Annotated in this window: 13 protein-coding genes; 5 read left to right on the forward strand and 8 right to left on the reverse strand. The window is 45.0% G+C overall.

Features of this window, described 5'->3' with window-relative positions:
* Positions 1 to 135: 135 nt before the first annotated feature.
* A complete protein-coding gene (gene can, locus ACED53_RS11140; protein ID WP_009847590.1) occupies positions 136 to 795 on the reverse strand; it encodes a carbonate dehydratase in 660 nt (219 codons plus the stop codon).
* A gap of 286 nt (positions 796 to 1,081) precedes the next feature.
* On the opposite strand from can, the gene ACED53_RS11145 reads away from it, so the two are divergent.
* From ACED53_RS11145 to ACED53_RS11155, 3 genes are all read left to right on the forward strand, one after another.
* Positions 1,082 to 2,713 carry a SulP family inorganic anion transporter gene (locus ACED53_RS11145; protein ID WP_029225614.1) on the forward strand — a complete coding sequence of 544 codons (1,632 nt, stop codon included), beginning with the start codon at positions 1,082 to 1,084 and terminating at the stop codon, positions 2,711 to 2,713.
* Between the two features lie 343 nt (positions 2,714 to 3,056).
* Positions 3,057 to 3,974 (forward strand): ABC transporter ATP-binding protein, encoded by a 918-nt coding sequence (locus tag ACED53_RS11150; protein WP_009847588.1) that lies wholly within the window; start codon positions 3,057 to 3,059, stop codon positions 3,972 to 3,974.
* 1 nt (position 3,975) lies between these two features.
* Positions 3,976 to 4,746 (forward strand): ABC transporter permease, encoded by a 771-nt coding sequence (locus tag ACED53_RS11155; RefSeq protein WP_009847587.1) that lies wholly within the window; start codon positions 3,976 to 3,978, stop codon positions 4,744 to 4,746.
* Between the two features lie 170 nt (positions 4,747 to 4,916).
* Here ACED53_RS11155 and panC read toward each other — a convergent pair whose 3' ends face one another.
* The 7 genes from panC to sfsA form a co-directional block, all read right to left on the reverse strand.
* Positions 4,917 to 5,807: a pantoate--beta-alanine ligase gene (gene panC, locus ACED53_RS11160; RefSeq protein WP_009847586.1), complete on the reverse strand. Its 891-nt coding sequence runs from the start codon at positions 5,805 to 5,807 to the stop codon at positions 4,917 to 4,919.
* 8 nt (positions 5,808 to 5,815) lie between these two features.
* Complete coding sequence (gene panB, locus ACED53_RS11165) at positions 5,816 to 6,610, reverse strand: 3-methyl-2-oxobutanoate hydroxymethyltransferase (RefSeq protein ID WP_009847585.1); 795 nt, start codon at positions 6,608 to 6,610, stop codon at positions 5,816 to 5,818.
* 22 nt (positions 6,611 to 6,632) lie between these two features.
* Entirely contained in the window at positions 6,633 to 7,118 is a 486-nt protein-coding gene (gene folK, locus ACED53_RS11170; protein ID WP_009847584.1) for a 2-amino-4-hydroxy-6-hydroxymethyldihydropteridine diphosphokinase, read from the reverse strand.
* Complete coding sequence (gene pcnB / locus ACED53_RS11175; RefSeq protein ID WP_009847583.1) at positions 7,115 to 8,470, reverse strand: polynucleotide adenylyltransferase PcnB; 1,356 nt, start codon at positions 8,468 to 8,470, stop codon at positions 7,115 to 7,117. The genes folK and pcnB overlap by 4 nt, the downstream gene beginning before the upstream one ends.
* 156 nt (positions 8,471 to 8,626) lie before the next feature.
* Positions 8,627 to 9,529: a tRNA glutamyl-Q(34) synthetase GluQRS gene (gene gluQRS / locus ACED53_RS11180; RefSeq protein ID WP_009847582.1), complete on the reverse strand. Its 903-nt coding sequence runs from the start codon at positions 9,527 to 9,529 to the stop codon at positions 8,627 to 8,629.
* Positions 9,530 to 9,677: 148 nt separating this feature from the next.
* Positions 9,678 to 10,124, reverse strand: coding sequence for an RNA polymerase-binding protein DksA (dksA, locus tag ACED53_RS11185; protein ID WP_009847581.1), 447 nt, complete (start codon positions 10,122 to 10,124; stop codon positions 9,678 to 9,680).
* Positions 10,125 to 10,259: 135 nt separating this feature from the next.
* Positions 10,260 to 11,018, reverse strand: a complete 759-nt coding sequence (gene sfsA, locus ACED53_RS11190; protein ID WP_009847580.1) for a DNA/RNA nuclease SfsA — start codon at positions 11,016 to 11,018, stop codon at positions 10,260 to 10,262.
* Between the two features lie 94 nt (positions 11,019 to 11,112).
* Between sfsA and hrpB the strand changes: the two genes are divergently transcribed.
* Complete coding sequence (hrpB, locus tag ACED53_RS11195) at positions 11,113 to 13,551, forward strand: ATP-dependent helicase HrpB (RefSeq protein ID WP_032499482.1); 2,439 nt, start codon at positions 11,113 to 11,115, stop codon at positions 13,549 to 13,551.
* Positions 13,548 to 15,947: a penicillin-binding protein 1B gene (gene mrcB, locus ACED53_RS11200; protein ID WP_012604726.1), complete on the forward strand. Its 2,400-nt coding sequence runs from the start codon at positions 13,548 to 13,550 to the stop codon at positions 15,945 to 15,947. The genes hrpB and mrcB overlap by 4 nt, the downstream gene beginning before the upstream one ends.
* The last annotated feature ends 22 nt before the right edge of the window (positions 15,948 to 15,969 follow it).

Below are 15,969 nucleotides of genomic sequence, written 5' to 3' on the forward strand. Positions count from 1 at the left end.
ATGACACTCTCCAATTTCATGTTGGAAATGTGTCAACCATATTTAGGACGGTACAACACAAACAAAAAAGGCTCGCAAAACGCGAGCCTTTTTTATATCTATTCTTTCTTATATCTATTGGTTAGACGTTAAGAATTAACCTAGGATTGGAGACGATAGGATTTTATCAAGCGCCGCTAAATGGCTGTTTTCTAAAGTATCATTACTTGAGCAACGAACACCAAGATCTTGCAGCTTGCCATTACCAATACCATAAACCACACCGTGGATTTCAATATCTTGTCCACGTTCCCATGCGCTTTGCATGATGGTCGAGTTACCAAGATTGTAGACTTGTTCTGCAACGTTAATTTCGCATAACTTGTCACCCCATTGTTCACGAGGCAGAGATTCAATTTGCTTACGGTACTTAAGATAGTTATCGCGTATGTGGAGTAGCCAGTTGTTGATAAGACCCAGTTTAGGGTTATCTATCGCTGCGTTAACACCGCCACAGCCGTAGTGACCACAAACAATAACGTGTTTCACTTTGAGTACATCGACAGCGTATTGCACTACTGATAAGCAGTTTAGGTCGGTATGAACTACTTGATTAGCGACATTTCGGTGAACAAACAGTTCGCCAGAATACAAACCAGTGAGACGCTCGGCTGGAACGCGGCTATCTGAGCAGCCTATCCATAGAAAACCAGGGCTTTGACCCTCTTCAAGCGTTGTAAAATACTCTGGTCGTTGAGAGCGAATTTCTTCTGACCATTTAGAGTTGTTTTCAAAAAGCTGTTTAATCTCTGGCATTTTGCGTCTTACATCCCTTAATTAAGAACTCTAACTATACACAATGTTACAAATTCAATCTTGTAAAAACTGTGTCAAATAGTACTCATCTGACGTGTACTAGTCGTTAAAATCATTAACTTAGCGTAAAAGGCATAATCCGAATATAAGAGACGAATAGTGTGATTAAATTAACACTTTCTGAACCGTTGATACATTTGTTAAAGTGATAAGGTTTGTCATTTCATCATCAGGAAGGTGTGTTTTGTTTGGAAGTCGTTTTACGGATATCAATCTCAAAGGAGATATGTTTGGCGGTGTAACTACAGCCATCATCTCATTGCCTTTAGCGTTGGCATTTGGTGTCGCTTCTGGTGCGGGCGCGGAAGCTGGCCTTTGGGGCGCCATCATGGTGGGCCTATTTGCGGCATTGTTTGGTGGCTCAAGCAGCTTGATATCAGAGCCTACCGGGCCGATGACAGTGATCATGACGGCAGTAATGACCAGCATGGTGGCCAAGTACCCTGAAACCGGGATGGCAATGACCTTTACCGTGGTAATGATGGCGGGTGCTTTTCAGATATTACTCGGTACATTAAAACTAGGAAAGTACGTCACTTTGATGCCATATAGCGTGATATCTGGCTTTATGTCCGGTATCGGCGTGATTCTTGTCATTCTGCAACTTTCTCCTTTGCTAGGGCACGCAGCCCCTTCTGGCGGAGTGATGGGCACACTTTCGGCACTTCCTGATACGCTAGCAAATCTGAAAGTCAGTGAGCTGTTTTTGGGGGTGTTAACGCTTGGTATCCTTTTCGGTTTTCCTGCTAAATATCGTAAGTATGTGCCCGCTCAATTGGTCGCTTTAGTGGCTGTAACGCTCTTATCCGTTATTATCTTTGATACCGATTCTATTCGCCGTATTGGTGAAATTCCCGCAGGCTTACCTTCTCTTGTTATTCCGACTATCAGCTCTGAGCAATTCACCACAATGGTTATCGATGCTTTGGTGCTAGGTACTCTTGGTTGTATTGATACGCTTTTGACTGCGGTTATCGGAGATTCATTGACTCGTAAAGAGCATGATTCAGACAAAGAACTTCGTGGCCAAGGCATTGCGAATATGATTTCTGGTCTGTTTGGTGCGCTACCCGGTGCGGGCGCAACCATGGGCACCGTGACCAACATTCAGGTAGGGGCTCGTTCTCCGCTTTCTGGTGTTATTCGTGCTTTGGTGCTTGCGCTAGTGGTATTGGTTGCGGGAGGCTTAACAGAACCGATCCCTATGGCGGTGTTGGCTGGTATCGCGATGTATGTCGGTTTCAACATCCTTGATTGGAGTTTTATTCAGCGCGCACACAAGGTGAGTTATGCCGGCATGGGTGTCATGTACGGTGTGATGTTATTAACCGTATTCGTTGATTTAATTATTGCGGTCGGGCTGGGCGTTTTTATCTCAAACATTCTGATCATTGAAAGGCTGAGTCGAGAGCAAGCTAGACAAGTTAAGGCGATCAGTGATGGCGATGATGAAGACGATATCCCATTAACTGACAGTGAACGTCAGTTACTGGATAGTGCCAATGGTAAAGTGCTGTTCTTCTACCTTTCTGGGCCGATGATATTCAGTGTTTCAAAAGCGATTTCACGTCAACACTCGAGTATTTCTGATTATGAAGCGATGATCTTAGATCTAACTGATGTGCCTATGATTGATGTTACCGTTGGTTTAGCGCTAGAAAATGCGATTAAAGATGCCCTAGATGCGCAGTGTGAAGTGTACTTATTGTGTCCTAATGAGAATACTCGTCAGCAATTAGAAAAATTCCATGTGATTGACCTTGTACCTGAATCCAATACTTATCGATTCAGATATGAAGCCCTGACAGCTGCAACAAGCTATGTTGATAGAGATGAACATCAATTTGAGTCAGTTTAATCTTCAGCAATAATTTCACATGAATCAGTTATAGACGCCAAATATAGTATTTGTGATTAATGCCGTTAAGTTAATAACTTAACGGCATTTTTTATGTTTACTGAACACTGAACACTGAACACTGAACACTGAATAGCTCTTTACGTACCTAATATTCTTGTTCGCTTTCGAAAGAAAGCCTCACTCGGTATTTGTATTAATCGTTAATCAACGATAAACTTGTTTGCAAAATGGCCGAGTAAACAAGTTTGAGTTAGTTTTCTGCTAGCTCGTATTAAGCATTACTCTCTTCCTCAAATTCGGCCATCAACATCTTATCTATAGCAAATGGCAGTCTATCTCTATGTATGCATTAGAAATTGAGCAACTAAGAAAAACTTATGCAGGGGGCTTTGAGGCTCTTAAGGGCGTGAGTTTACAAGTAGAAAAAGGCGACTTTTACGCACTACTTGGCCCAAATGGTGCGGGTAAATCCACCACCATTGGTGTTATCTCTTCACTGGTTAATAAAACGTCAGGCAAGGTGAAAGTGTTTGGCTACGACATTGATACCGATCTGGAGTTAGCGAAGTTGAACTTAGGTTTAGTCCCGCAAGAGTTTAACTTTAACCCGTTCGAAACGGTTGAGCAGATCGTGCTACAACAAGCCGGTTACTACGGTGTACCGAAAGCTCTTGCTAAAGAACGCGCTAAAAAGTACTTATCTCAGCTCGATTTGTGGGAAAAGCGTGGCGAACGTGCGCGTAACTTATCTGGTGGTATGAAGCGTCGTTTGATGATCGCGCGTGCACTGATGCATGAGCCTCATTTGTTAATTCTTGATGAACCAACGGCGGGTGTTGATATTGAATTGCGTCGTTCAATGTGGGAATTCCTCAAGGAGATCAACGAGAAGCAGGGCATCACCATTATTTTAACTACGCACTATCTAGAAGAAGCGGAAATGCTGTGTCGTAACATTGGTATCATCAATCGTGGTGAGTTGATTGAGAACACCACAATGAAGTCGCTGTTGGGTAAGTTGAGTGCCGAGACCTTTATTCTTGATCTTGAAGAGGGGGCGACTGAACCTAAACTTGAAGGTGTGAATAGCCAAGTGATGGTTAATGGCTCGCTAGAAATCGAAATCGACAAGAATCGAGGTTTGAATACCATCTTTGATCAATTGAGTGAGCAGCAGGTAAAAGTTCTCTCTATGCGTAACAAAGCAAACCGCCTAGAAGAGCTATTTGTGAGTATCGTCCGTGAGGGGAATAAATAATATGTACAGCCTATATTGGACCGCTTTCTGCAGCTTGTTGACCAAAGAGATCAATCGCTTCACGCGTATCTGGGTGCAAACTCTGGTGCCGCCAGCGATTACCATGACGCTTTACTTCATCATCTTCGGTAACCTGATTGGTGCGCGTATTGGTGAAATGAATGGCTTTAGCTACATGGAATACATTGTGCCCGGTCTGATCATGATGTCGGTGATCACCAACTCATATTCCAACGTTGCTTCATCGTTCTTTAGTGCCAAATTCCAGAAGAACATTGAAGAGCTGCTTGTAGCACCTGTTCCTAACTACGTGATTATCGCCGGCTTCGTAATGGGCGGCGTGGTGCGTGGCTTGTTAGTGGGCACTATCGTCACCTTTGTATCGCTGTTCTTTGTTGACCTTCAAGTCGACCACTGGGGCGTGATCATTGCGACGGTATTTCTCACGTCGGTTGTGTTTGCTCTGGGTGGCTTGATCAACGCGGTATTCGCACGCACGTTTGATGATATTTCTATTATCCCAACCTTCATTTTAACGCCGCTGACGTATCTCGGTGGTGTGTTCTACTCGATCAGTCTATTGCCTGAATTCTGGCAAGGTGTATCGAAGTTGAACCCTATCGTGTATATGGTAAACGCGTTTAGATATGGTTTTTTGGGTGTGTCTGATGTGGGTATTGTGACGTCGTTTGGCGTACTAGGTGTGTTTATTGTCGTGCTGTATGGCATTGCACATTACTTAGTTACAAAGGGGATCGGCTTACGTAGTTAACTTTTAGTTATCCAAGAGCTATTAGTTATCCAGGATCTATTAGTTATCTAGGAGCTATTAATTATCCTGAATCGCAGGCAAAGAAAAAGGTCGATATTACATCGACCTTTTTTATGTTTTTCATTTGTGCTTTGCGGTATAACCTGGTTTACGTAAAGAGAAGAAAGCGATTACTCAGCAGTTTCTTCTTTCACTTCTTCTTTCGTTTCCGTGACCAAATCTAAAACTTGGTTGTCGATAAGACGAGTCTTACCTAGGAAAGCCGACATTAGAATCACTGCTTGAGTCGATTCTGAAGTGATCGCTTGTAACGTTTTTACATCACAAATGAATATTTCATCCGGTTGTAGGTCTGCTGCGCGTAGTTGGTCTGTTGCATCTTCAATGACAGACGCGTAATCATCACGACCACCACGAATAGCACTGCTGATCCAACGCATAGTGCGCGCTAGAACTGGAGCTCGCTGACGTTCATCAATCGTTAGGTTGCTATTGCGAGAGCTCATGGCTAAACCATCCATTTCACGAACAGTCGCTACGCCCACAACTTCAATGTCTAGCGCTAAGTCAGTTGTCATCTGGCGAATCACAGCAAGTTGTTGGAAATCTTTCTCACCGAAGCATGCAAAGTCTGGCTGAACGATATTAAACAGTTTCGTGACAATTGTTGATACACCGCGGAAATGACCTGGGCGAGAGGCACCTTCAAGCATATGAGATATACCAGGGACTTCAACAAACGTCTGTTTGTCCAATCCATCTGGGTACATAACCTCTGGTGTTGGCGTAAAGACTAACTCAACACCTTCGCCTGTTAGTTTGTTTAAATCGGCTTCTAACGTACGAGGGTAGTTATTTAGGTCGTCGGCGCGATCAAACTGCATTGGGTTAACAAAAATGCTTACAACAACAATGTCAGCCAGTTCACGAGCTTTCTTGACCAGAGTTAGGTGACCTTCATGTAGGTTTCCCATTGTTGGGACAAAAGCAACCGTACGTCCATCACGCTTAAACTGTTTAATCTGCTCACGAAGAGCCGCTATTTCAGCAAAAGTTTGCATAGTTACTCCTAAGCGATTGTATGAGCATCATCAGGGAAACGTGCGCTCTCTACTTCTTCTTTGTATAGAGCGACGGCTTTACGCATATCACCTGTTTCAGCTAGGAAATTCTTAGAGAATTTCGGCATGTAGTTCGCAGAAATACCGAACATGTCATGCATAACCAAGATCTGACCATCGGTAACATTACCTGCGCCGATGCCGATAACCGGTACGTCACAAGCTTCTGTAATTCTTTTTGCTAATGAAGCTGGTACACATTCAAGAAGAACGATTTGAGCACCTGCATTTTGTAGTGCTAGCGCATCAGCAACCATTTTATCGGCTTGCTCGTTGTCACGACCTTGAACTTTGTAACCACCAAAAATGTTTACCGATTGAGGCGTTAAGCCTAAGTGTGCACATACTGGTACAGCACGTTCTGTTAGCATCTTCACAGTTTCAATCAACCAGCTTCCGCCTTCGATTTTCACCATATTCGCACCAGCGCGCATTAAGGTTGCTGCGTTCTCACAGGCTTGCTCTGGTGTGGCGTAACTCATGAATGGCATGTCAGCCATAAGAAGACAGTTTGGGCTACCGGCACGCACTGAGCGAGTATGGTAAGCAATATCTTCAACGGTTACTGGTAATGTATCGTTACGACCTTGTAGAACCATGCCAAGTGAGTCACCGACAAGTAGAACTGGCATATCTTGGCTTTCGAATAATTGAGCAAAACTCGCATCATAAGCTGTCGACGTCGCGAATTTACGGCCTTCTTGTTTGCACTTGATTAGGTCGTTAATGGTTACTTTTTTCATTGATTTTCCTTAATGCGCTTGGCTATTGCTGCCAAACATTGAGCCCGTTCTTATCTACTATTTTTAGTAGTTCTGTCAGCTCAGTCCCATCAGGGAGTTGTAAACTTGGTGCGATTTCAGCAAGCGGGTAGAGCACAAACTCTCTTTCTTTCATTCCGTAATGAGGAACGGTTAAGCGCTCTGAATCGATCACCTCATTGCCGTATAACACGATATCGAGATCCAAGGTTCTTGGACCCCAACGCTCGTCTTTACGGACGCGCCCTTGCTCTTGCTCGATCTTTTGAGTGCAATCAAGCAGTTCAATTGGCGTTAATTCTGTTTTAATTGCTACTACCGCGTTGATGTAGTCGGGTTGGTTTTGCGGCCCCATTGGAGTGCTACTATATAGCTGTGAGGTCGCAACAAACGTTGTTCGCGGAAGATTCTTTAGCGTTTCGATAGCCAAGTTTGCTTGGCTAACAGGGTCGGCAAGATTACTGCCGACCGCAATGTAAGCCGTTATCATTCTGATTGCTTACTCTTTTTGTTCCTGTAAGTCTTACGGCGGCGATGACCCGACTTTGATGGTGCTGCTACGTCATTAGCCATCGCTTGACGCATATTGCGTCCTGCTGTCTGATAACGCTCCCACCATTTTGCTAGTTCTTTGGTTTCGCCACCTTCAATTTCGCCACGCATTTCTAGGAAATCGTAGCCAGCACGGAACTTATTGAGTTCCATCAGGCGAACGGCACGTTTACCGTTGCGGCGAGGCAGTCGTAGTTGCAGTTGCCAAACTTCGCGAATGGTTGCGGTATGGCGACGAGGAATCGCAATTGATTTTACTTGTCGATCAAGAATGATGTTACTTGCTTCCATGATCGCATCGTAGTGCGCCATACCCTGTTCAGCGACAAGCTTGTCTGCCAACTTGTTCATTGGGTACCAAAGCATTGCAGCAAACATAAACGCGGGGTTTACTCGCTTGCCATCTTCGATGCGAAGGTCAGTCGAGTCGAGTACCAAATCAAGCATCTGCTCGGTATGTGAGTCGTAGCCTTCTGTGAAGTGTTCCGCTACTGAAGGGAACATCTGCTGGAACAGGTTGTACTCACGCATCAAGTGGTAGGTTTCTAAACCGTGACCTGATTGCAGTAATTTTAGAGACTCTTCGTAAAGGCGCGCTGCTGGGATATCTTTTAGAAGGTGTGCTAACTCTTCAATTGGGTCGGCTGTATCTTCCTCAATATCAAAATCCAGTTTAGCGGCGAAGCGCATTGCACGTAGCATGCGTACTGGGTCTTCGCGGTAACGCGTTTCTGGATCGCCAATCAGGCGGATCAGCTTATCTTCTAAATCTTCTACACCACCCGCGTAATCGTGGATGCTATAGTCTGCAATGTTGTAGTACATCGCATTGATTGTGAAGTCACGACGTTCTGCATCTTCATCAACATTGCCGTACACGTTATCGCGTAGCAACATACCTTCTTCAGATTGCGCAGAAACGTTTTTCGATGGCTCTTGGTGGTGGCCACGGAAAGTTGCTACTTCAATGATGTCACGACCAAACATGATATGTGCCAAGCGAAAACGTCGACCGATAAGGCGACAGTTTCTGAATAGGTGCTTGATTTGCTCTGGCGTTGCGTTGGTCGCGATATCAAAATCTTTTGGCTGAGAGCCCAATAAGATGTCGCGTACACCACCACCGACTAGAAATGCGTCAAAACCCGCACCATTCAGGCGATATAACACTTTAAGTGCATTGTCGCTGATCTGCTTGCGTGAAATATTGTGCTCTTGACGAGTATAAATATTCAGAGCTAATTCGTGGAATCCGCGTTGTTCGCTTGGGGTATTGTCGTTTGTATTCATTAGTTTATAACAAAGTAGGTATCGCCAGCTTTGTTTTTCTCTTAGTCCAAAGTGGTAGTGCAGAGTTTAATTGCGGCTAATAATAGCTTAGCGCGAGCCATTTGAGAACATCGTCTGCTTAGTCACAGGTATTTGTTACGGTATTTTTATGTATCGTTATTGCGATTTGCCGTTAGTTTCGAACTCATTGCTGTGCTCTTTTTGTAAACTATCAGGTAACTGATAGACGTTCCATTGCTGGCAGCCCCACAATAAAATTTCATCTATTGACGCCTCGAAAAGAGCATTCGGGATATTAAAACCTAAGAATCGCATCGCATTGATTAACGTCGGTTTTGGGTTGTCGAGATCTATCGCGGTGGCATGATTTTGTTTTGACAGTTTATTCCCCAAGCCATCGGTTGCCAATGGTAAGTGCAAGTAGCTCACGTTTTTTTGCTTGAGCGTCTTATACAAACTGATTTGTCGACCTGTTGGTTCTATCAGATCTGCACCTCTAACGACTTCTGTTACCCCTTGTTCGATGTCATCAAGGACAACTGCCAAGTTATAGGCAAACAACCCATCTCTGCGCTTGATAATAAAATCTTCTTCAGCCAATGCTTTGGGAATTTGAATCGTGCCGTGACGAACATCGTCAAAGGACTCGATGGGAAAGTCCATACACAAGCGCACCGCCTGTTCGCCTGAATCAACCAAACCTTTGTCTCGGCAGTGGCCACTATAAAACCCACCCAAGGACTTTATTTGCTTACGGGTACATTGACAGTAGTAGGCCTGATTGTCAGTGACCCATTGATCAATTTGAGCTTGATATAGGTCATGACGCTGGCTTTGATAAACGACTTCACCGTCCCAATACAGGTGGTAAGCCTCAAGCGTCTTAAGAATGAGGTCTGCAGCGCCAGCCATTTCTCTTGGCGGATCGAGGTCTTCCATACGAACTAACCATTGTCCTTGGTTAGATTTCGCTTGAAAGTAGCTACCAAGAGCAGCAACCAGTGAGCCAAAATGAAGAGGACCTGACGGTGATGGTGCAAAGCGTCCGATATAATTCATGAGTGAGAAACCTAATCTTGATGGTACCGCAGTAGCCGATTCTTAAGACGTTTGGTGATTAGTTTATCGCTATCAACAACGATATAAACCACTTTTTAAAACAAACAAAAAAGGGAGCCAAAGCTCCCTTTCTTTACATCCGCAAGAATTAACCTTGCATCTGTTTCTCTTTGATCTCTGCAAGTGTTTTACAGTCAATACAAAGGTCAGCAGTTGGACGAGCTTCAAGACGACGAATACCAATCTCGACACCGCAAGAGTCGCAGAAGCCGAAATCGTCTTCTTCGATCTTATCTAGTGTCTTCTCAATTTTCTTGATAAGACGGCGCTCACGGTCACGGTTACGTAACTCTAGGCTGAATTCTTCTTCTTGAGAAGCTCGGTCAACAGGATCTGGAAAATTCGCTGCTTCGTCCTGCATGTGGTGCACAGTACGATCAACTTCTTCCCTGAGCTGGTTGCGCCAAGCTGATAAAATTTTTGTAAAATGTTCCGTTTGCTCAGGTGACATGTACTCTTCACCTGTCTTTGCTTGGTACGGTTCAACACCTGCGATGGCTAGGATGCCTAGCGCTTTTTTCTTAGATTCTGGCATACAGCATCTCCTATTTACACCTAGTCAACTGCAAAGCAGCTAATTTTAAGGCGGGTATCTATAGCAGAAAGAACGAATGGTGGCAAATACTCTTGTTAAAACTTGCAATCAATGTGAATAGTTCAGCATTTTTGCTTAGCTATTGATAAATTCAACGGCTTGTTTTAGTTGTATTTGAGTACTGCTGAGCTCTGCTTTATAGCAAAGCACTTCAACTCCAGCGTCTTGTGCTTGTTTTAGTAATAACGAATATTTGGCGTCTATATGGTGTGCCGCAGACACTTTTTCAATGCCTGAATGTAAAACAGTGAATAAAAGTACGGCTCTACTTCCAGATTCGACCATTTCTGTGAGTTCTCGCAGGTGTTTTTGGCCTCTAGTTGTCACTGCATCAGGGAAAAAACCTTGCCCTTCGGTCGACGCTTGTTGTTTAGTTGATATTTGTTGCTTAGTTGACACTTCTTCGTCGAGCAAAGTGACGCTTTTTACTTCGATATAGCAAGGCGGCTTTTCGTTATCTTCAAGCAGAATATCAATGCGACTATTCTCACTGCCATATTTCACTTCGGTTCGTAACGCGTTATAACCTAAGAGTTCAACTATAGTCCCATTTTCAATTGCTTCCACCGCTAGCTGGTTTGCCCGCGCAGTATTTACACAAATACGGTGACCTTTGTCTGTTTCTGAGATCTCCCAGCTGTTTGGGTACTTTCTTTTTGCATTGTCTGACGTTGAGTACCACACCGTATTGCCAGGAGTCGCACATCCTGTCATCGCTCCGGTGTTAGCGCAGTGGATAGTACGCTCGCTGCCGTCTGGAAGTTGGATGTCAGTGAGAAAGCGTTTATAGCGTTTAATAAGAGTCGCTGGCTCTAATGGAGGATTGAAGTGCATATTACTTATTTAGACAGGTAGGTTTTTATGTACAATGTTGCCAACATTACACCACAAGGTTCACCCATTGCCACAACTGCCCATAGAAGCTGTGATGCCAGATCTGCTCGCTGGCGTACAAACACACACTCAACTTATTCTAAAGGCCGCTCCCGGTGCCGGTAAGTCAACATTCTTCCCTTTACAGTTGGTTAAGACTAATGCCGTTCAAGGCAAAATCATTATGCTTGAACCAAGGCGTTTGGCTGCAAGGAATATTGCTACTTACTTAGCGAGCCAACTAGGAGAGAAAGTGGGAGAGAGCATAGGTTTTAGGGTTCGTGGTGAATCTAAAACCAGTAGTGCGACTCGCTTGGAAATCGTGACTGAAGGGATCATGACCAGAATGATCCAAACCGACCCTGAATTGACTGGGGTTGATATGGTGATCTTTGATGAATTTCATGAACGCAGCATTCACGCAGATACTGCATTGGCGTTTAGCTTGGAGATCCAAGATGCGCTGCGTGACGATCTAAAAGTGGTGGTGATGTCGGCAACCTTAGATCAACACGCTCTGCAATCTTTGTTACCTGATGCCAAGTATGTTGAATCGCAAGGCCGAACTTTCCCTGTCGACTTCTACTATCAGCCATTAGGCTCGAATGAATATTTATCACCTAAAATGGCTAAGGTGATTCAATCTCTGATGGAGAAAGAATCGGGTTCACTTTTGGCTTTCTTACCGGGTGTCTCGGCGATAAAACAAGTGGAATCACAACTTGGGCAACTTGTCAGTGATATTGACGTGTGTCCGTTGTATGGCCAATTGAGTTTTGAACAGCAGCAGAGAGCGATCGCGCCATCGGTGAAAGGGCGTCGAAAAGTGGTATTAGCCACTAACATTGCGGAAACTTCTTTGACGATTGAGGGGATTCGCTTAGTTGTTGATTCGGGATTGGAGCGAGTAGCAAAGTTCGATTTGAAAACTGGAATCACCAAACTTGAGCAAGTAAAAATCTCACAATCCTCAGCAGAACAAAGAGCGGGTCGTGCTGGGCGAATCGAAGAAGGCTTATGTGTTCGCTTGTACAGTGAAACACAGTTGATGCAACAACCATCCGTTCCTGATCCTGAAATACTTCATTCTGATCTCTCTTCGCTGGTGGCTGAATTGACGCAATGGGGAGCAAGTAGTGCCGATGAGCTTCATTGGTTAGATGTTCCGCCACAGGCATCGATTGAGCAAGCGACAGAACTGTTACAAGAGCTTGATTTATTAGATAGTAATGGGCAATTTACTCCAGTCGGAAAGCAAGCCCAGCGCTTAGGTATTGAGCCACGGAACGCCAGTATGCTGATCAAAGCGCAACAAAACAGCCAAGCCTTGTTGAATGTCGCAATTGTCGCCGCCGCTTTACTCGAAGAACCTGAACGTAACGTGACGGATATTCAACACTCGCTACATCGACTTAAGCAAAGAAAGCACTCGAAAAACAGTGGTGTGATGCAGCGAGCGAAAAGTCTCGCCAGCAAACTCAATCATCACCTGGATTTGTCACAACTCGATGAATCATTGCTACCATTAGTGCTTTGCTTGGCCTTTCCAGACCGAATTGCCCAATCGAGAAGTGCGACTGGCTGTGCATTTCGTCTTGCCAATGGCCATGGAGCCGAGGTTCGTGATGATGATCCGCTGGCAAACAACGAATACATCGTAGTGATTGATTTGATGCGTACGGCAGGGCGAGCAAGTCAGATCTTTTTAGCGACACCGATTGATATAGTGCAGCTTGAGGCTTCATTCTCCGGTCTTTTTACACGCGAAGATTATGCGGATTGGGATGAAAAACGCGGTCGCTTGGTTGCTGAAGAAAGAGTATTACTGGGTAAGCTGATTATCAGCACCAAAGCTTTACCAGAACCCGATGCGAATCAGGCGAGCCAAGCGCTACTCAATTATATCGCTCGCTGCGGACTGGAGCGCTTACATTGGACGTCTTCAGCTAAACAGCTCGTTGAGCGTGTACGCTGCGCACAGCTTTGGATGCCAGAGCATGATTGGCCAGCGATGGATGATGCGAGTTTGATTGAACATCTTGATGAGTGGCTATCACCCTATCTGAATGGCATTAAGTCAGCCAAAGGGCTGTCGAATGTATCGATTGAACAAGCATTGTCGGCTTATCTTGGCTGGCCTCTGAATCAAGAAATAGATCAATGGCTACCGACTAATTACCTGATGCCAACGGGCAGTAAGAAGTCGATTCGTTATCAATATAAATCTGAGCCAATGATCTCTGTTCGAATGCAGGAAGTCTTTGGTGAGCAAGATTCCCCCTTGATTGCCCAAGGGCGTAAAAAGGTGGTGCTTGAGTTGCTTTCTCCTGCGCAACGACCACTGCAAATTACTCAGGATTTAGCCGGCTTTTGGGCTGGCGCGTACAAAGAAGTACAAAAAGAGATGAAAGGCCGTTACCCAAAACATCCTTGGCCGGATGACCCTGCTAATCATGTAGCAACCACTAAAACTAAACGACAGTTGAACCGATGATGACCAAAATGTTAACGCCAAAAAAGGCACCACCTAAAAAAGCGCCAGCAAAGAAGTCACCAGCGACCAAAGGCAAGCCTAGAAAGCCAAGATCAGCAGCGAAAAAGACTAAACCTAAGGCTAAGCCGTCTGGCAAGAGAGGTTGGTTGAAGATTCTGTGGGGCATTTCTTGGAAAGCTGGCTTAGCACTTGCCGCATTGCTGTTGTTCGTCGGTATTTATCTGGATTCAGTGGTTAAGCAGCGTTTTGAAGGTCAGCTTTTTGATCTGCCAACCGTTGTTTATGCTCGTGTGTTGGATCTGTCTCCGGGGACTGCGGTGAGTTTGGTACAGGTTAAGAATGAACTGGATGTACTTAATTACCGTAAAGTGAATTCTCCTCGTCACCCAGGTGAGTACTCTTCTTCTTCAACCAAGATTGAAATGATTCGTCGTCCGTTCGAGTTTGTCGATGGACCGGAAGCGGATCGTCATGTAATGCTGCATTTCAACGGTAACGAGTTAACTCGTATACAGTCGCTAGAGAAGAAAGGCGACATGGGCTATCTACGTGTTGAGCCGAAAATGTTGGGTATGCTTGAAAAAAGTAACGATGAGCAACGCCTGTTCTTAAAACGTAATCAGTTCCCAGAAGTGATGGTTGATGCCTTATTAGCAACTGAAGACCGAAGCTTCTATCAACACGATGGGGTATCGCCATTAGCAATCGCTCGTGCAATGGTCGTTAACGTCAAAGCTGGGCGAACGGTACAGGGGGGTAGTACGCTGACACAACAGCTGGCAAAAAACCTGTTCTTGTCCAGTGAACGTACATTGTGGCGTAAGGTTCGTGAAGCCTACATTGCGCTTATCTTGGACCATCGTTACAGCAAAGACCGTATTCTAGAGGCTTACTTAAACGAGGTTTACCTTGGGCAAAATGGTGGGCAAGCGATTCATGGTTTCGGCTTGGCATCTCGTTTGTATTTCGGTCAACCTATTCAAGAGCTCCGCATCGATCAACTAGCATTGCTGGTGGGTATGGTGAAAGGCCCTTCGTATTACAATCCGGTTCGTTACCCTGAGCGTGCTAAGACTCGACGCGATCTGGTTCTTCGCTTATTGATGCAGCAAGACATATTAACTCCGCGACAATACGAAGAAGCGGCGAGTCGTGATTTGGATATTCAAGACAATCCACGTATTGCTAGTCGTCAGCCAGCTTACTTCCAGCAAGTAAACATTGAGCTTAAGAAGTATGTAGGCGATCGATTTGAAGCGAAAAAAGGGATTCGAGTCTTTACCTCTCTGGATCCCGTTTCCCAAGACAAGTTAGAAAAGTCGATTGCTCGTAAAGTGCCTGATTTATCGAAAACGGCAGGTAACAAACTGGAAGCCGCAGCTATTGCCGTGGATCGCAATACTGGTGAAATCCGAGCGATGGTTGGTGGTAAACGTACCGGTTACGATGGTTTTAACCGTGCTTTGAATGCGAGTCGCCCTATTGGTTCTTTGGTTAAGCCTGCCATCTACTTAACCGCATTGGAACAACCTCAGAAGTATACGTTGGCGACAACATTGAAGGACACCCCACTGAGCTTGAAAGGCAGTAAGGGCAGCGTATGGAGCCCAAGAAACTTCGATCGTAAGTTCCGTGGCGATGTGCCCTTGTATGTGGCGCTTTCTAAGTCTTATAACGTACCTACCGTTCGTTTAGGCATGCAGTTAGGCATTGATAGCGTCTCGGACACCATTGGTAAGCTGGGTGTCGATAAAAATGAGATTCGCCCAGTACCGTCGATGTTTTTGGGTTCGTTCTCACTGACTCCGTTCCAAGTTGCTCAGATGTACCAAACCATTACCAACTCTGGTCGCATTGCGCCTTTGTCTGCACTTCGTTCTGTTGTTGATAATGATGGCGAAGTTCTGTATCAATCGATTCCTCGTGTATCGCAAAGCGTTGACCAGCAGGCAGCTTGGTTAACAACCTATGCGATGAAGCGGGGTGTATCGGAAGGTACAGGTCGTTTCTTACAAGGTCAGTTTGCATGGGCTGGGTTAGCTGGTAAAACGGGCACAAGTAATGACAGTCGAGACAGTTGGTTCGTGGGTGTTGATGGTCGTGAAGTCACGACGATTTGGTTAGGCCGAGATGATAATAAACCGACTAAACTAACCGGTTCTAGCGGTGCGTTGCGTGTCTATGCCGATTATCTGAAGCAAAGAACGCCTGAACAACTATTACTGCCTTGGCCAACAGGAATTGCGACCGCTAGCTTTACTCGAACTTCTGAAGGGGCGTTAGAGTTTGACTGTGGTGGTACAGTCAAATTGCCGGTCTGGGATGAAAGTGGCAGCATTAAAAAGGGCTGTGAAAGTCAACCAAAACAGTGGCTAAAGAAGCTTTTTCAGTGGTAAAGTCATAACAGAAAAGAATGAC

The sequence above is a fragment of the Vibrio sp. 1F169 genome (assembly GCF_041439605.1).
GTDB classification, from domain to species: Bacteria; Pseudomonadota; Gammaproteobacteria; order Enterobacterales; family Vibrionaceae; genus Vibrio; species Vibrio tasmaniensis_A.